The 17606-nt window shown below is 53.8% G+C and carries 11 protein-coding genes; 1 reads left to right on the top strand and 10 read right to left on the bottom strand.

The features are described from left to right. Positions 1 to 480 precede the first annotated feature (480 nt). The 8 genes from ACTJIK_RS07000 to ACTJIK_RS06965 form a co-directional block, all read right to left on the bottom strand. Positions 481 to 1176 carry a FadR/GntR family transcriptional regulator gene (locus ACTJIK_RS07000; protein ID WP_440645644.1) on the bottom strand — a complete coding sequence of 232 codons (696 nt, stop codon included), beginning with the start codon at positions 1174 to 1176 and terminating at the stop codon, positions 481 to 483. A gap of 148 nt (positions 1177 to 1324) precedes the next feature. Continuing rightward, positions 1325 to 2689 carry a TlpA family protein disulfide reductase gene (locus tag ACTJIK_RS06995; protein WP_440645643.1) on the bottom strand — a complete coding sequence of 455 codons (1365 nt, stop codon included), beginning with the start codon at positions 2687 to 2689 and terminating at the stop codon, positions 1325 to 1327. Positions 2690 to 2710: 21 nt separating this feature from the next. Then, a complete protein-coding gene (locus tag ACTJIK_RS06990) occupies positions 2711 to 4243 on the bottom strand; it encodes a PKD-like family lipoprotein (protein ID WP_440645642.1) in 1533 nt (510 codons plus the stop codon). A gap of 18 nt (positions 4244 to 4261) precedes the next feature. After that, positions 4262 to 5029, bottom strand: coding sequence for a DUF4843 domain-containing protein (locus ACTJIK_RS06985; protein ID WP_440645641.1), 768 nt, complete (start codon positions 5027 to 5029; stop codon positions 4262 to 4264). A gap of 14 nt (positions 5030 to 5043) precedes the next feature. Next, positions 5044 to 6498 carry a RagB/SusD family nutrient uptake outer membrane protein gene (locus ACTJIK_RS06980; protein ID WP_440645640.1) on the bottom strand — a complete coding sequence of 485 codons (1455 nt, stop codon included), beginning with the start codon at positions 6496 to 6498 and terminating at the stop codon, positions 5044 to 5046. Between the two features lie 19 nt (positions 6499 to 6517). Further along, positions 6518 to 9832: a SusC/RagA family TonB-linked outer membrane protein gene (locus ACTJIK_RS06975; protein ID WP_440645639.1), complete on the bottom strand. Its 3315-nt coding sequence runs from the start codon at positions 9830 to 9832 to the stop codon at positions 6518 to 6520. A gap of 175 nt (positions 9833 to 10007) precedes the next feature. Beyond that, positions 10008 to 11156 carry a FecR family protein gene (locus tag ACTJIK_RS06970; protein ID WP_440645638.1) on the bottom strand — a complete coding sequence of 383 codons (1149 nt, stop codon included), beginning with the start codon at positions 11154 to 11156 and terminating at the stop codon, positions 10008 to 10010. A gap of 62 nt (positions 11157 to 11218) precedes the next feature. After that, positions 11219 to 11800, bottom strand: coding sequence for a sigma-70 family RNA polymerase sigma factor (locus ACTJIK_RS06965; protein ID WP_440645637.1), 582 nt, complete (start codon positions 11798 to 11800; stop codon positions 11219 to 11221). A 248-nt stretch (positions 11801 to 12048) separates the two neighbouring features. On the opposite strand from ACTJIK_RS06965, the gene ACTJIK_RS06960 reads away from it, so the two are divergent. Further along, positions 12049 to 13230, top strand: coding sequence for a glucuronyl esterase domain-containing protein (locus tag ACTJIK_RS06960; RefSeq protein WP_440645636.1), 1182 nt, complete (start codon positions 12049 to 12051; stop codon positions 13228 to 13230). Positions 13231 to 13298: 68 nt separating this feature from the next. On the opposite strand, the gene ACTJIK_RS06955 is transcribed toward ACTJIK_RS06960, so the two are convergent. Both ACTJIK_RS06955 and ACTJIK_RS06950 read right to left on the bottom strand, forming a co-directional pair. Next, positions 13299 to 16202: a discoidin domain-containing protein gene (locus tag ACTJIK_RS06955; protein ID WP_440645635.1), complete on the bottom strand. Its 2904-nt coding sequence runs from the start codon at positions 16200 to 16202 to the stop codon at positions 13299 to 13301. Next, entirely contained in the window at positions 16202 to 17605 is a 1404-nt protein-coding gene (locus ACTJIK_RS06950) for a DUF5005 domain-containing protein (protein ID WP_440645634.1), read from the bottom strand. The genes ACTJIK_RS06955 and ACTJIK_RS06950 overlap by 1 nt, the downstream gene beginning before the upstream one ends. Position 17606: the final 1 nt, after the last annotated feature.

The raw sequence follows: 17606 nt of genomic DNA, 5'->3' as shown, positions 1-17606 counted from the left end.
GTGTATACACCGGCGCATTTGTTCCATGTACAATATTAGCGGAGGTCAACCGGTGGTGTATACACCGGCGCATTTGTTCCATGTACAATATTAGCGGAGGATCAACCGCCGGTGTATACACCGGCGCATTTGTTCCATGTACAATATCAGCGGAGGATAACCTGAACCAGAAAAAGCCGGTGTATACAGCAACTTGGGCGGAAGCGCAATATTAGCGGAGGATCAACCGCCGGTGTATACACCGGCGCATTTGTTCCATGTACAATATCAGCGGAGGATAACCTGAACCAGAAAGAACCGGTGTATACAGCAACTTAGGCGGAAGCGCAATATGAGGGGAGGATCAACCGCCAGTGTATACACCGGCGCATTTGTTCCATGTACAATATCAGCGGAGGATAACCTGAACCAGAAAAAGCCGGTGTATACACCAACCCACCGACCAGAAGTGCAAGTATCCCAGAACCACGGCGCATCACACTACTTCAACCGGTCGAAGTGAGGCTTCAGGTGCTCGTACATGCCCTTTTTGAAATCCTCCTTTGTGCCATTCCTAAGAATGTCCACCAGACCACGGTGATCCACTTTCCCGCTGTAAGGTTTGTTCACCAGGGTGATCACATATGCGAAAATGGGAAGCAGCATGATCTGGAACCGCTTGAGCGTACCGTTCCCCGTCATTTCATAAAGCTTGCCGTGAAAAGCAATCTCGTTTTTTACCAGGAAAGACTTGTCTTTATTGATCTCGCTGTTGGCGATCTTCTCCAGCTCGTCAATGTCTTCGGAAGTCATCCGGGCATACAGAAGGTCTGCCAGCCCCATTTCCAGCACAAGCCGCAGCTCGAAAATATCCCTGAGCGTGGTATCGTCTATGATCAGCGGGTCCAGCACCCGCTCGAAGGCCTGTAGAATATCAGGACTGGCCAGCACAGCGCCTTTCCGCTTGCGGGTCTCGATCATCCCCAGCATACGCAGGCGGCTCAGCGCCTCCCTTACCACATTGCGGCTAACACCCAATGCTTCAGCGAGATCTGTCTCTTTGGGAAGCGGGTCGCCCGGTTTCAGCGACATCTTCTTCAAATACTGCCGCAGCTTCACTTCCACGTCGTCAGCCATCGTATTGGACTTTACCCTTCCCAGGTTTTTACTCAGATCGTTGATTAACTCATCCTTCATCTTGCCCGATTGACTTTGCTATTATGTACTACAAATATATACGCTTCTTCCATTAATGCGTTAAATGAAATTAATCTATTGATTATTAACTAAAAAAGAAAAGGCCACCCGCAGGCAGCCTCTCCCCTTAAGGGTTGGTCAGGAAAATTTATTTTTTTGCCTCGCTCTCCAGCAGCAGCTTCAATTCTTTGTTAGACGGGCGAGGTGCGTCCGTGGAAACGATGTTCCCTTTTTTGTCGAACACCATGAACCGCGGAATGCCCTTGATGTTGTAGAACTTTGCAATATCGCTCCAGCCGCTGGCAAACAGCTGCACGCCGCCCAGTTCTTCGCTGGCAATAAAATCTTTCCATTTCTGGTGATCCTTCTGCTCATCCACAGACACGCTCAGGAACAATACATCCTGCCCGTGCATTTCTTTCTCCAGCTTTTTGAGGTGAGGTATCTCCCCTTTGCAGGGCCCGCACCAGGTAGCCCAAACGTCCACCAGCACCACTTTCCCTTTGAAATCGCTCAGCGACACCTGTTTGCCGTTCACGTCGGGATAGGTGAAGTTGACCGCCGGGCCGCCCGCGGCGGTGGCTTTCTTCGCCAGTTCCGTTTTGATACCGTTGGCACGGATGGTCTGGTCGCGGGTGAGCAGGTATTTGCCGTATTGCTGGTCCAGGTCCGCATACCCCAGGAAAGTCTTCAGCCCCGCAGCCTGCTGCAGCACGATCTCTCCTTTCAGCGTATCGTTCACAATGCCCTTCATCCGCGCTTCGATGCTGTAATCGGTCACATCGCCCTTACCCAGGCGGGCAGGCATCATCTGCAGGGTGCGCATCATTCGTATGCCATAAGGATAACGCAGCAGCCGCGTGTCCGTTGTATAATAGGGCACATCTATGCTTTTGAAATAAGGGGTATAGTCCGCCGCTGAAGGATGGGCGGAGCGGGGTGTGCTCAGCAGCTCGGCGGTAACGTGGAGCAGGTCCATTTCACGGAACTTCATAAACTCGGCATCGAACCGCTTGTTGCCGGTGGATGCAAATTTTGTTTGCTGCACCTGCTGCCAGATCTTTTCCAGCATGGGAAAGAAGTCCGCATATGTGCTCCTGGTCTGCATGAAATAAACGCCTTTCCTTTCCAGCGGCAGCAGCGTATTATGCCACTTCTCCACTGCCAGGTTTTCCGGCGAGTTCTTGCCAGTCAGTACATACGAGGTATCGGTGACCTTCAGGTTCAGCTGGTCGTTCTGCTTGAAATAGAAGGCGTATTTGTCCTGGGGCGTTTGCGCATGGCCGCTGCCGATCACGTAAAACCCTTCCCTTTCAGGGCGGTAATAAAACCCGAAAGCGGAATCGGCGCCAGGCTTCGCGGCGGCTACTTCTTCCAGTCTTCCGTGCTCCACGCGGTAAAGGCGAACATTACCGTCGTGCCGGCGCGTCCATTCACCGGAAATGGTGACCTGCGCTTCCACAAGGGCGGGCAGGCAAAGAAGGGCCATTAAACCCAGATGCAGTTTTTTCATTGTTTTTCTGATAATGTTTGGTTAGTAACTGTTTGGATAAGTGGTATTGCTCATAGGCGGCGCAATGTAGATCACGTCTCCCACGCTGCCCTTCCCTTCCATCGTGAAAACGGGACTGGCGGCCAGGTTGCCGGATGTTTTCGAAAATGCGCGCACTTTGTAATTACCGTTGGCAGTAGTGCCTATCAGCATATAATTGTAATAAAAAGGCTGCTCGGCGGTAGTGCTGCCCGAATACTTACGGTGCCGGATAAACGTGATCTTCTCACCTGCCGGCACGGTAAACTGCAATTGTTCCGCGCCGTTGCTCAGGTTCCTGGACCATACTTCGCCGCCGGCTGAGAAATACAGGATATTCTCATCCGCCACGATCAGCCCGAAACGTTCCGCCGCGCCCAGCTTGTCTGTTGGGGCCAGCGTATCGTTCTCCATCTTCAGCGTAAAATTGGATGGTGTGATGATGGACAATATCTTCAACGCAGGGTCCGTCTTATCGCGGAACAGCGCCACGCCTGTATACGGGTTGGTGGATTTGACGCCCATGAACAGCAGCTCTTTGTTATTCCTGTTGGCCGGCATTTCGGTGCCGCTATCGTCGCTAACGGCAGACAGCACGGAACCCGTACCGGTGGCGGAAACGAAGGAAGAGCTGAGCTCGTCGAAGAAGAAGGGATTCCAGAACGAATATGCCAGGAAGTATTTTGAAAGGCTGTAAGGGCTGTTGTTGTCGTCGCGCAGCTGCTTGCCGCCGAACAGGCCCACGTTGGCAGACATTGAATAGATGCTGTGCAGGTGCCCGTTGTTCACAAAATAATTGGCCTGCGACGCTTCGCTGATGCTGCCCGGTTTTTTCACGGAAGGCGTTTCGTAGAACAGGCCGCTGAGGCCATGTATTTCTTTGAAAGTATTGATGTTCACCACGCTGGCATCTTTGTCGGAAAGGATGAAAAGCGACCTGGTGTTGGCCAGCGTGCCGGTAACGTTGGATTTGTAATTGGTATAGAAGCCAAACAGTCTTGCTTCCCCGTCCAGCTTCCGGTTGTTCACCATCGAAAACACATTTTCCACCTTCGACGCCGGGGCAATGCCGGAAGGCGTCAGGAAAAGGTCCACATCGGTATGGCCGCCATCGTCTTTCATCACGTACCAGCCGCGGGTAAACTGGGTGATCACGTTTACGCCGGCGGTTACGATCCGGCTAAGCCCGGTATGCATATTCTTTGCGCCGAACACCAGCACCCAGCCTTTGGCCGGCTGCGTTACGAGGTAATCCAGCGCTTTGGTACGCCCGATGGTATCCACTTTGGGCGCAGAGCCCTGCACATTTGTTTCGTAGATGCCCCACCAATACGTGAATTCGGCTTTGGGATCGCTGGAGCTAACCTGCGGGTCGATGGTGAGCCTGTCTACCAGCGAAACTTTATCATAGGAGCCTGCAATACCGGTGATGGTGATCTCCTCGGGCGCGTCGTAGGTATAATTGCCATGGTCCTTGTAGCAGGAGCTGATCAGCAGCATGCAGCAGGCGGCCAGGCTTTGATATATCAATTTCATGAAAAAGCTGTTTGAAGATTAAGGGAATACGACGGTTTCACCTGTTTCATCCGTCAGCGGTTCGCCGGGATGCGCGTTGTTGTAATCTGTGAGCAGGGTGCGGAGTTTCAGCCTCCAGAAGGTGAGCAGCGCATAATCCGTATTCACAAAAACAAGGAACTCCTGGTCCCACTTCTCCCCCGTCTGTTCGATCATGAAAGAGTGTTTCACGCGGCTGTATTTGCCCCAGTAATATTGCACGGCAGAAGCGTTCCAGGCGGCGGGCTGGCTGAGCATGTCGGTAAAGTCCACCCTTCTCCACAGCTTCCTGACCTCTCCCGGCTGAAAATGCTCGTTGGCCTTCACCTGTATCTGCAGCTGCACGTTTTTGTTCTTCAGCGAAGGGTCGCGCAGCAGGATGACGGGCACGGAGTCGTGCACCTTACCTGCTTTTATCACGTACAGGTCTTTCAGCGCGGGGTCCGAAAAAGGTTTATAATGTACCCCCGGCACTGCATTCTCCACTCCCTCCAGGGCCACCTGTTCGAGGGTGAAAGGCCTGTCCTTGCCGCTTACGCCGCCGATGGCGTAGATATCGAAGTACACGGTGTCTTCCGTGACGGCAGCCGGTTCGTAATAAAAGGTATAAGGCTTCACCGTATCGGCCATTTCGAAGGAAACCGTATAGATACGGTCTGCCGCCGGCCCGAATTGCAAGCGTGCCGTATCGTTGTAGAGGTAATACTGATCTTTTTTACAGGCAGCCAGTAAAGCGGTCAGCATAGCTATCGTTAATATCTGCTTCATTCTTTACGTTTTTGTTATTGAACAAATTCACTTAAAGGCAGCGGCACCACATAGTTGATGGTAGCTGCGGAAGGCGCCCAGAGGAAGCTGGCCTTGGGAGCGTTGATGCGTTTATAGGCAAAGAACGCCTGCCCTTCCGCGAAAAATTCTTTGCGGTATTCTTTTACCAGGTCGCGCTGCAGCTGTACCGGATCGGAAGGCAGCGGCACAATGGAAATGTTGCGCGCGGTGCGGAACGCATCCCAGTACTGCTGGCCCTCTCCTGCCGGGGCTGTTTCCGCGGCAATGAGGTACATTTCGCTGACGCGCAGCATCGGTATCTGGAAAGGCGCTATCACTGCGCTTTCCGTGGCCGCCATGTATTTCTTCATGATATGGCACTTAGAACCGCTGCCCAGGGTGATGAGCGACCAGAGGTTGGTTTCGCGGATGTCTGTACCGGTATTGCCGTACAGCTGGTTGTTCACCGTGGTAACGGCGCTGCCTTTCTTCAGGTTGCCGGAAAGGAAATGCGTTTCATACTTCACCGCCAGCTGGAAATCGTACAGCCCGAACATATGCTCCATGGAAAGGTTCAGGTTGCCGCCGGACATATCGCTCAGCACACCGAGGCGGAACTTGGCGTTGCCGTCAGGGTTCTTGGCGTCTATCACTTCTTTGGCGCAGGCGTAAGCGGAAGCATTGTCCTGGAACCAGAGGTAAGCGCGGGCCTGTAATGCTTTCACAGCGTAATAGTTCATCCGCAGGAAACGCCATGCGGAATAAGTGTTGTCTGGGCGGAAAGGAGAGCTGCTGCTGCCGGGATTGGAAAGATCGGCCTGGGAATATTTCGTGAACGGATCAACGTCCTTCAACAGGGCGGCAGCTTCGGTAAGATCGTTCAGCAGCTCGGCCTGGTATTGTTCGTAGCTTATGTGCTGGTTCGGATCCTTTGATATCTTTTTTACATACGGCAGCACGGTTCCGCCAGGTATATTACCCGGCACCGGCCCGAAAAGCCGCAGCAGGTCCAGGTGGCAATAAGCACGCAGCGCAAGGCATTCGCCTTTCATCATTTCGTACGAGCCGGGGGAAAGGAACACATCCTTTTTTGCGTCCACTTCCGCCAGGATGGCATTGATGCTGGAAATGATCTTGTATTCCTGCCCGTATATGTTGGCCAGGGCGAACTGCACGCCTTCGTCTGAATAGTTGAACAGGCCCAGGCGCTGCTCGGTGGTATTGCTGGTCACATCCCAGGAAGAGGTAAGCCTTTCAATTGTGCCGAAGGTCATATGCTGGCCATAGGCGGAGGCCGCCTTCATCTGGATGTACACCCCGGTGAGCGCATCCTGGAAGCCGCTCTCGGTGGTAAACAGCGCGTCGGCGGGCATCTGCGTCTTGGGCTGCACGGTCAGCCACTTTTTACAGGAGGTAGTGCATAACACCACCCCCAGCAGTCCCGCAATAATATATTTACTCGATGTCATTGGATTACTGGTTTGCTGGTTAGAACATAGCGTTTACGGTCAGGGACATCTGGCGGGAGAAGGGATAATTGGTGCCCCTTTCGCGCCGTACGGTAGACAGGTAAAAGAGGTCGGCCATGTTTGCCGAGAACGACAGCGCCTGCATCTTCAGTTTTTTAGCGAATGCGCTTTTAACGTCGTACTGGAAGTTGGCGTTCTGCATGGTAAGCGTCTTTTCATCCTGCACGAAACGCGAGGTGCGGTTGGTGCGGGCCGTTACCAGCAATCCCTTGAAAGCCGCGTTGTCTCCCGGTTTCTGCCAGCGGTTGTCGTACACGCGGGCATCCACGTTGTAGGCGTAGTCCGCGTTCTCCACTTTGTTGATCAGCGTCTGGTTGTAGAGCTGGCCGCCGAAGCGGTAACCGAAAGACAGGTTCATGGAGAAATTCTTATACCGCAGCATCGTGCTGAAGTTGCCGAAGTAAGCCGGTTCGCTGATGCCGCTGGCCCGCAGGTCCAGCGAGTTCCAGGTATAGGTGGGCTGCCCGTTCCTGTCCAGGTACATTTCTTTGCCCGTGCTGGGGTCTATGCCCAGTGAAGGCACCACCCATATGGTGTTGGAAGAATATCCTTCTTTGTACAGGAAGCCGGGAACCGCGCCTGCGGCGTTCTCAATGCTTTTCTGCGCAGCTTTGAGCGCATCGGATATCTGCACGATCTTGTTCACATTGTGCACCAGCGCGCCACTAACGCTCCAGGCAATCCCTTTCTGCGCATTACGCACAAGGAACGCGGTGGCTTTCAGCTCTATCCCGCGGTTCTCCAGTTTCCCGATGTTTTCGATATAGCTGGAAAAGCCGCTGGATGCAGGAAGGTCTACAGAGGATATAAGGCCGTTGGTGGTTTCGATATAATAATCTGCCACGAAGCTCAGCCGGCGGTCGAAAAGGTCCGCTTCAAGCCCGATGTTGTAGTTCATTTTCTGCTGCCATTTCAGGAACTCGTTGCCCAGGCCCAGCAGGTAAGCGCCCGTCCAGTTGTAGTAGCGGTCGTCTGTGAAATAGCGGTAGGTAGACAAAGCCTGGTAAGCATTGAAGTTCTGCGAACCGGTAACGCCCGCGGAGCCGCGCAGCTTCAGGCGGTTGATGAACGCCAGGTCTTTGAACATGGATTCTTTATGCAGGTTCCAGCCGAGGCCGGCAGACCAGAAAGGCGCAAAGCGGTTGAGCCTGCCGAACTGTGAAGCGCCGTCTGAGCGGAGGGAGAGGTCCATGAAATAGCGTTCGTCGTAGGTATAGTTCATGCTGCCGGTAACGCCTACGGACCGGGAAAGGCTTTCGGAGCCGCCCGGTTTGCCGCCTTCCGCATATTGCAGGGCCATGGAAATGAAATCGAAGTTAGGATTGGTAAAGCCCTCGGCGAGGAAGCTGTAGCCGGATGCCCGGGATTCGCGGATGTTGTAGTCCAGCCCGGCGAACAGTGCGTGTGAACCGAACTGGCGGGTATAGCTGAGGTTGGCGCTTGCATCGTAGCGGAAGCCTTTGTTCACGCCGTATTGATAGGAACCCCTGCGGAGGATGTTCTCAGTAGAAGCAAACGCAGTATGATCCGCGGGACGGAAATAATCCGAATCGGAGTTCATCTTCGTAAGCCCCAGCCTTGCCCTGAAGAGAAGATCAGGATGGAGCCGCCATTCTACGGAAAGATTGTTGGTGATGTCTGTGGTTTTATATTCCTGGAAGGTATTAAGCGTAGCATCATACAAAGGGTTGGTAGGAAGCGGGCTCCAGCGGCCGGTGTAAATATTGGAGCCGGGGTAGCCCAGCTGTTTCCTCACGCGGCCTTTTTCGTCGTAAGGCGACCAGTAAGGGTTCATCCTCACATAATCGGAAAATGAGCCGTAGGGAGATTCCGCGCTTTCGCCCAGCCCGATGAGCAGGCTGTTGGTGAACCGGATGTTGCGGTAATAATAGCTAAGGTTGATGGTGCCGTTGAAAGTGCGGCGGGCGGAGCCTTTCATGACGCCCTGTATATCGTTCACCTGCGCGGAAATAGAATAACGGAAGGCAATATCGCCGCCTTCCAGGCGCAGGTTATGGCGCTGGCCGATGCCGGTGCGCACGGGCTTGGAAAGCCAGTCTGTTTCCACGCCGCGGTTCACTTCGCTCATCAGGTAGTTGTAGTACTGTTTGAGCACCACGTCGTTTTCCGCGCGGGCATTGTCGTACAGGCCCACCTTATATTCCAGCTCCAGCTTTTCGCGGGCATTCAGCACATCGTAGGCGGTGAGGTCAGGCATTTCGATGTTCACATCGCCGCGGTAAGACAGGCGCAGTTTCCCCGGCTGCGGCGCCCTGGTTTTGATCACGATCACGCCGTTGGCGCCGCGGGATCCGTAAATGGCCGTGGCCGAGGCGTCTTTCAGCATGGTAATGGATTCCACTTCGTTCTGGTTGATGTCCAGCAGCTTTTGAAGGGAAGATTCAAAGCCGTCCAGCACTACCAGCGGGGTGTTCATACCCACCCGCGTTTCATCCTGCAGCTCGTTCACATTGGGAAGGCTGGAGTTGCCGCGGATCTGTATTTCCGGCAGGCGGTTGGGATTGGAGCCGAAGGTGTTGCTCTCCACGATGTTGAAGGAAGGATCGATGTTGCGGAGGGAAGTGATCAGGTTGCGGTTGCCGAACTGGGCCAGCTGCTCGGCGGTAACGGTGGTTACGGCGCCGGTAAAGCTTTCCTTTTTGCGGTTGAAAATACCGGTGGTCACCACCACTTCATTGATCTGCGACAGCGATCTCTGCAGCACCACGTTCAGCGTGCCCGCTCCCGTTACGGTTATTTCCCGCGGAACGTAGCCCTGGCAAGTGAACTGCAGGGTCACCGGAAAATCCCTCACTTCCAGCCTGAATGCACCGTCCGGCGAAGACACAGCGCCGCGGGTAGTACTTTTTATGCGCACTGTCGCAAGAGGAATGGCCTTGCCGGATTCATCGCGCACAGCGCCGGAAATTTCCTGCAGGATATTTTCGCCGGGTGTGGTGGTCACGATCTTTTCGTTGATCACCACCATTTTGTTGACGATGCGGTAAGTAAGCGGCTGGTTGCGCAGCACAATGTTCATTACTTCCGGCAGGGTGGCGTTGCTCACCTGCACGTCCTGTGGCGTGGATTTTCGTAAGATCCGTTCATCCCACATAAACGACATGCCCGTTTGCGATTCCAGCTTTCCGAAAATTTCCTTCAGGGAAGCGCGTTTCAGGTTAAGCGTGATCTTTTGCGCAGAAGCTGCGCTGGCATAGAGGCTTACAACAAGGAGAAGAGCAGCAGCGATTTTCGTACGCCGTAACGGTCTCAACAACGATCCGGCTGGGACATAAAAATGCCGGACCAAAAACGCAATTAATTGCATACATTTGGTTGGTTTTGGTTGATAAATAAAACAGAACCTGTATTTGGTTTATTAGCCCGACCTTAATAGCCGCTCCGTGAGTCAGACGGGGCGGTTTTCTTTTTTTTCCGGGCCAATGCTTTTATGGTTGTACGATCAGTTTGCCGTTTTCCAGTCTGCAATTCACGCCATAAATATTCAATGCTTCGATTATGTCTGTCAGGCTTACATTCCGCCCGATAGTGCCGCCAAAAGTGCGGTCGGGTAGCGTGCCTCTCATGTCTACTTCTATATCATACCATCTTGATATCTGCCGGAACAATGCCGGCAGGTCTGTGCCGCGCATGATGAACAGGCCGTTCTTCCAGGCGATCGCGTCTTCCGCGTCCTCACTGCTTTCCACGGTCAGGCCGTCGTTATCGTTGATGCTGGCCTGTTCCCCGGGTTGCAGCACCTGCTGTTTGTTCACCCTGATGCTGCCACGCAGCAGCGTTGTTGTCACCAGCGGTTCGTCCGCATAGGCGTTGATGTTGAATGCCGTGCCCAGTACTTCCACAACGCCCTTTTCACTGAAGTGAACGGAGAAAGGTTTAGTGGCGTCTGCAGCCACTTCAAAATAAGCTTCCCCCGTGATCCGCACCTCGCGCGTATTGCCGGTAAATGCCACCGGGTAACGCAGGGATGATGCCGCATTCAGCCACACCTTTGTACCATCGGGCAATACAACGCGGAACTGCCGGCCTCTTGGCGTGGAGATCGTATTATATGCTGCGGCTGCCGCGGCGGTCTCTTCCGGATCGTACACCACCTGGCCGTTGTCCAGCACTACATTGGTGCCGGACTGACTGGCCACCACGCCGTTGTTCATACTATCCAGCAATACGGTGGAGCCGTCTGCCAGCGTGAGCACCGCGCCCTGTTTGCCGGGTGTAACATTCCCGGCCTTCGTGTGGGCCGTAGGGGCAATGCCGCCGCGTTGTTCGGTAAGACGGTAAACGCTGCCTGCAAGCACAAGCAGCCCGATAGCCGCCGCCCAGCCCCAGTAATGCATGCGCCGCACTGGCGCTGTACGGGGGCGGTCCACCGCAGTCGCCTTGTCCAGCAAAGGCCGGAGGCTGGGATCAAAAGCCAGGTCCATATCAGGCTGCCCGGTGAGCTCCATGAATATTTCCGCAAGGGCCTCCCGTTGGCGGGGATCTCCGAGGAGTGCGTAGAATTCCTGCTGGCCTGCCGCGTCCAGTTTGTTGTCAAGAAAATCCTGCGCCAGATGATGTAATCGGGTATTTTCCATGCTGTTCATAGTATAAGATCATGGCAAGCGGGGTTTTGTCATTATCCCGGAAAAAAAATTTTTTAACGGTGCAGTAAAAGCATCAGCGCCAGCAGCCCGGAAGCGGTGAGCCGTTCCCTGATAGCCGCCAGGGCCGCGCTGAGGGCATTGCGAACGTAGCCGTGAGACAGCTGCAGTTCTTCGGCGATCTCCCGGGTGGTCTTTCCTTCCACGCGGTTCAGCTGGTAGATGGTTTTCCGTTGCCGGGGAAGGGATTCAATGGCTTCGTGCACCAGGTGGCGGATCTCTTTCAGTTCGAGGGTGCTGGTATTGTCAAAGGAACTTTGTCTTAATTGGATGGCTTCCAGCCGTTTATCGTCGGCCGCATGGCGTTGCAGGGCCAGCAGGCTTTGGTTGATGGTGACCTTGCGAAGCCAGGCTCCCAGGTTTTCCACTTTGCCCAGCTTATCGCGGTGCAGCCAAACCTTGATGAATACTTCCTGTACTACTTCCTGGCGGGCATACTCGTTCTTCACTATCTTCATGGCGATAGCGGCGAGCGGCGTGGCCCACGTAAAAAACAGAACAGAAAAAGCCTGCTCATCACCTTCAGCGATGCGAACAAGCAGAGCAGATTCATCAATATGTAGCGGTTCAGGCGGCACTTATCAATTAGTTCCTGGTTTAATATGTCTCAAATACGGGGTGGCAGGATAGAACAGGAACGAAAAATACGTCGATTACAATTTGGCATTTGCCGCGGATGAGAACGGCAGATTTTGGGAGCAAAGGTAAAAAGTTAAATGAAATTTAGATGAAAGAGGGAAAAATCGTTTTGAGGAGCGGTGCAGACCTGGTATAATCTTTTGAAATAAAACTCTATTTTGGTATCCGGTCATAAAAATTCCCACGCATGAAAACCATCCCCTTCATCCTCGCCCTGCTATGCTGCATGGCCGCGCAGGCACAACAATACGACGAATCCAAAGTACCGGCCTACACACTCCCCGACCCGCTGCTGACGCTGAAAGGCAGGAAAGTAGCCGATGTGCTGGATTGGAACCACGTCCGCCGGCATGAAATACTCCGCTTATTCGAAGACAATATCTACGGCCAAATGCCGCAGGATTTTGACAGCATCCGCTTCGTCACCCTGCGGGAAGAGCCCCGGGCGATGGACGGAAAGGCCAGGTTGAAAGAAACCCGCATCACGGTGTACCGCATGGGGAAGTCCGTGGCCATCCATCTTGTACTGTTCGTTCCCAACAATATCTCCCGGCCTGCGCCGGTCTTCCTGCTGATCAACAATCGCGGTAAAAACATTACCGATCCCGACAGGAAAGAAAAAAGCCCGTTCTGGCCCGCGGAAATGGTGATCGACAGCGGTTATGCCATTGCAGCATTTCACGTCAGCGATCTTGCGCCTGACAATAAGGATACTTATATGAACGGTGTTTTGCAGTTATATCCAGAGCAATTGGAGGCAGATAACGGCATGAAAGCCATCGGCGCCTGGGCCTGGGGAGCGGCGCGGGTAAGGGACTATTTTAAGGAAGAACGGCTGGTAAATCCCTGGAAAGTGGCAGTGGTAGGGCATTCGCGCGGAGGGAAGGCTGCGCTGTGGGCGGCCGCGCAGGATCAGCGGTTTGCGCTCTGCATCAGCAACTGTTCAGGCAATTCTGGGGCCGCATTGGCAAGGCGGCAATTCGGGGAGCGTATAAGCCGCATCAACAGTACCTTTCCGCATTGGTTCAATAATAATTACAAAAAATACAACGACCAGGAAAACGAGCTGCCGGTAGACCAGCATATGCTGATAGCATTGATTGCACCGCGCCCCGTATATGCCACGAACGCCACGAAAGATCTCTGGGCGGACCCTACGGGCACTTTCCTTTCTTTAAAAAATGCGGAAAAGGTTTATGGCCTCTATAACCTCAAGTCAGCCCTCCCAGCCACGCCGCCTGCGCCCGACACGGCAATAGAAGCATCCATACTGGGCTATCACAACCGCACAGGCGAGCACGATATGACAATTTTTGACTGGCAACATTTTATCCGGTTCGCGGATATTCATTTTAAGATAGATCGCTAAAAAGTATGGACGGGCACAGCGATGGTGGTAATCAACATCACAGTGCCCGTCAGCAATACCTGAAAGGATCACTTATTATAAGGCGTCACCAGCAATTTATACTTCCCGTCCTTCAGCAGCTTCTCCTCGAAAACGATCTCCAGCTGTTTGCTTTCACCCCTCAGCAACGTAAAATAGTTGTCATTCATGACCGCCGGCAATACCCGTTCGTCATTATCAGCTCTTACCAGCTGCACATGCACCGCGAACGCCGGAGTCTTCGAGGGATTTGCAATCGTTGCGCTGACGTAAGAACTGTCGCCGCGGGTCGCCAGCCTGGAAGAAACTTTCAGCCGCGCGGGCGGCAGTTGGGCCAATGCCGTGTAATCAGCCATGCGACTACTCCTCCAGTAAAAATTCTCGGATTGTAAGCCGCCCTGTGCATCTTTCAGCAGCAGGCGGATAAACTGTACATCAGATAAAGTGGTGTTCTTTTTCCCATACACTTCAAAATCATACAAGGAATACCCCCATTCTGTAGCCCGTTTGCGGCCCAGCATGCGTACGTACCGGGCTTTCACCGGCTTGAAGGCAATGGTTTCAAGGCCGCCTTTGGCAGTATCGCTGATGTATACATTTGTCCAGGACTGCGCATCGCCCGAAACCTGGAGATTATACGCACGGGCGTAAGCGGTTTCCCAATGCAACACCACGCTGCTGATTTCCTGGCTGGCGCCAAGGTCCACATACACCCATTCATTATCCGTATACCCGCTGCTCCAGCGCGATCCGGTGCTGCCATCCGCCACTGCACCGGCTTCGCCGCCTTCAGGGGAGAACGAAGAAGCCACGGCCTGCTTTTTGAACGCCAGGTTGTCCATATTGAAATTCAGGTCAAAGCAAGGTGTGGCGGTGTTGGAAGCCGCATCTACCATGGCTTTGCGGCCGAATCCTTTTGCCGGCGTACCGCCCATGTTATACACGATGGCTTCGGCGTGAAGCTGGCCGTAATCCTGTGAAGTAGTGTTGATCACCTTCACGGAATTGTCCGCGGCGCTCCATTGTATATGCAGGGGCTCGCAGGCTTTTTTAACGCCCCAGTACGCCCCGGTGAGATCATAATAATAATCGTAGGTCTGCCATACCAGGCTGGGATAAGCGCTCTGGCTCATCCAGGTCATGATGCCTGACGCATCGTTCCACATATGATGCAGCCAGCCTTCGTACATGGCCTTGTTGGTTTCGATGTTCACCAGCTGGGCTTTGCGGCAATAATCTTCGATACCCGTAGCAGGGCCGTAACTTTTATTGATGGCATCATCATACCGGTCCGGGCCCGCGTTGGCGGCGGAGGGGCCGAAGAAGTGGAGGTCCCACATCTTGTTGCGCGGCCACCAGCTGGTGTCTGGCATGAATTTTTTAAAGCTTTCGAAAGAAGTGAAAACGGCGGTGCCTATCTCTGTGCGCAAGCCCCAGCCCGGCGTTCCGCCAAAGCCGCCGGGGAATCTGGTGAAATACCAGGCCGGCAAAAAATTCGTCCAGGGGCCGCTGCCGGTTAACCCGTCGGAATGTGAGTTTGCCTGGTACAGGCGGTCGTTGCCGTCAAAAGCCGCCACGTTTTCGCGGAGCCAGCCATTCAACGGCGGCAGCGGGTACCCTTCGTTATCACCGCACCACACGGCAATGCTGGGATGGTTGCGCAGCCGCTTGATCTTTTCCACCGCATTCCTGTTAAAGGCAAAAACATCCCTGGGCAGGTTGGGATGCGAGTTCAGCCAGAAATCGTCCCATACCAGGATGCCGTATTTATCGCAGGCGGTATAAAATTCTTCGTCGGTCGTGCTGCCGATCCAGTTGCGGATCATATTAAAGTTCATTTCCTTGTGCAGCTTCACTTTGGTATCGTATTCCCCTCCGCGGCAGCGCAGCATGTATTCAGACATGCCCCAGTTGCCGCCTTTGACGAAAATGCGCCTGCCGTTGATGTGAATATGCAGTACGCCGCCCAGCGTATCGTAACTGTATTGCTTTACCCCGAAGGTGATCTTCTTTTCGTCGGATACATTTTCACTGGCGGTAAATTTCAGATCGCAGGTATAAAGCGGCTGGCTTCCATATCCATTGGGCCACCACAATTGCGGGCGCTCAATTTCAGGCTGGAACGATACCTGCTCCGATTGCCCGGCCTGTATCTTTACTTTCTTTGAAAAACGGATATCGCCCGGCTGGATCGTGCCGGACACAGTACCCTCCTGCGTTTCAGCGGAGTGATTGTCCAGCTCCATGCTGATGCTGAGTTTGGCCCGCGAAGTATCGGGCAATGCCGTGCGCACCCAGGGATCGGTGATGGTTACCTGGCCGGAGCTGCTGAGGAACACGTCATCCGTGATCCCCATATTGAGGCCGGGCACATAAGGCATCCAGTCCCAGCTGGCGCTGGAAATGTAGGTAGGACTGGAATAATTGACGATCGGCGTACCGGGCCAGCTTACCAGCAAGGCCAGCACATTAGGTTTGCCGTCCTGCAAAATGCCCGTCACGTCAAACCGGCCGCGGTCCATAAACCCGTCCAGCTGTCCGAGGCGGCGGCCGTTCAGGAACACTTCGGCTTTCCGGTTCACGCCTTCAAAATTGAGCCATTGCTTTTCGCCTTTTTTACCGGCGGAAGCTGTAAAAGCAGCCCTGTACCAGAAATCCCGGTCGTATTTTGTTTTATCGACCTTGTAAATATTATCCCCGAAATTGGGATCCTTCTCTAAACCCGCCTCCACAAACGAACCGAATACGGTTCCGGGCACAACGGCTTTCACCCAATCGTTGCCGTTAAAGCCCGCGGTGTGCAGACCGGTGCCAGGCGCCACTTCAGCCGCCGCTTTGATCTTCCACTGTACCTTTGCATCACTGTTTAAGCTGATCGTCCTTTCCTGTGCCTTTGCTGCCATGGCTGTGAACAACAACAGGCATAAAAATCCTTTTCCTTTCTTACTGAACATTATTTCCAATTGAATACGCGTACGAAATATGGCCTGTACCGGTCTGCACTGGCGGGTTTATTGAAATTGCTGTTAAAGTCCACAGGGTTGATGTTATAAGAGATCACGAGCTCCCCTTCCCTGCTCAGCGCATGATGCACGAAGGCATTGTAGGTGATGAATTCCCCGGTGTATTTTTCAGGAATGCGGTACAGGGTACGTTTGTTCGTCCAGGGGCCTACGGGCGTGCTGGATTCGTATATTAAGATGTCCAGGCCGAAGATGATCTGCTGGGATACGAGATAATATTTGCCGTCTTTATAAAATACATTCGGCTGTGAAATATCGTTGCAAACGTTGAACTTCTCCGGTGTGGCGCTCCAGCCGTTCTGCCCGTAATATTCCCAGTTGCCCGCCAGATCGTGGCCTGCGGCGCGGGCCACATACATGAAGGAAGTGAGGAAACCGTTCTCCGTGGCGTACAGGTAAGTATATCCGTCGGGCGCTTTCATGCTGCCTGCGCTGTAGTTGCTGTTCAGGTCCTTGTCTTTGACGATCTGGCTGAGCTGCATGGATGGCAGGTCGAAGATTGCCAGGTCGGTGCTTACATGCACAAAGTCCCAGGTGCCGCCGCCGGTTTTCCTGACGTGGCTGAGCAACATCTGGAATTTCCCGTTATGCACCTGGCCGGCTCCGGGCCAGTACCAGTCCTGATCTTCGGGCGCGTTGCCATATTTGATCCAGGTCTGACTTTGATTACCGGTGCCGGGGTTCAGTTGTATAAAACTCTGTAAGGAAGTATCCAGCTGCAAGTGTGCCGCGTTGCGGAGCATGACGTTGCTGGTACGGTTACGGTCGGTGCTCACCTGCCCGAAAAAGCTGTCCTGGAACGACCATACAATGCGGCCGTCGGGCAGCAATACGGAATAACATCCGTCGCCGCCGTTCCAGTCCTGGTAGCGGGTGAGGTAATCATTATAATCCAGGTCGCTGTAAACGGTCACACGCGGGTCCCAGCGGCCATTGCTCTGCAGCAGTTCCAACCGTGGGCCGGCGGGCTGTTCGTCTTTCTTCAGGATGCGCACATACCAGTATTTCGCAATACCGGCTTCCGATGTAACCCTGTAAGCATAACGGTTGCCGTTGGAAGCAAAATCCACTTTCACTCCTTTTGCGGGCAATACGGAAGCGCCTTTGGAAACGGTCACCAGCGGGCTTACCGCGCTCAGGTCAGGATCGTTTTCCACCCATACGGTGATGGTAGCGGAATCGGCCCCGTTCACGATCTCCGCTTCGCTCACCTGCCCTTCAGGCAGCCTGAACGAAAGGACCGCGCGTTCCTGGCTTTTATAACCGTCCAGCGGATTTTTCATGCAGGAGGTCAGTATGCCGCCTGCTATCAGCAGCATTATCATTTTGTTCATG

Source organism: Chitinophaga sp. 22620 (genome assembly GCF_052044405.1).
Lineage (GTDB): Bacteria > Bacteroidota > Bacteroidia > Chitinophagales > Chitinophagaceae > Chitinophaga.
This window is presented reverse-complemented; position numbering and strand designations above follow the sequence as displayed.

Bases quoted from the DNA above. Each gene is read 5' to 3' on its own strand.
- ACTJIK_RS07000 (WP_440645644.1), bottom strand. From the start codon at position 1,176: ATGAAGGATGAGTTAATCAACGATCTGAGTAAAAACCTGGGAAGGGTA.
- ACTJIK_RS06995 (WP_440645643.1), bottom strand. From the start codon at position 2,689: ATGAAAAAACTGCATCTGGGTTTAATGGCCCTTCTTTGCCTGCCCGCC.
- ACTJIK_RS06990 (WP_440645642.1), bottom strand. From the start codon at position 4,243: ATGAAATTGATATATCAAAGCCTGGCCGCCTGCTGCATGCTGCTGATC.
- ACTJIK_RS06985 (WP_440645641.1), bottom strand. From the start codon at position 5,029: ATGAAGCAGATATTAACGATAGCTATGCTGACCGCTTTACTGGCTGCC.
- ACTJIK_RS06980 (WP_440645640.1), bottom strand. From the start codon at position 6,498: ATGACATCGAGTAAATATATTATTGCGGGACTGCTGGGGGTGGTGTTA.
- ACTJIK_RS06970 (WP_440645638.1), bottom strand. From the start codon at position 11,156: ATGGAAAATACCCGATTACATCATCTGGCGCAGGATTTTCTTGACAAC.
- ACTJIK_RS06960 (WP_440645636.1), top strand. From the start codon at position 12,049: ATGAAAACCATCCCCTTCATCCTCGCCCTGCTATGCTGCATGGCCGCG.
- ACTJIK_RS06955 (WP_440645635.1), bottom strand. From the start codon at position 16,202: ATGTTCAGTAAGAAAGGAAAAGGATTTTTATGCCTGTTGTTGTTCACA.
- ACTJIK_RS06950 (WP_440645634.1), bottom strand. From the start codon at position 17,605: ATGAACAAAATGATAATGCTGCTGATAGCAGGCGGCATACTGACCTCC.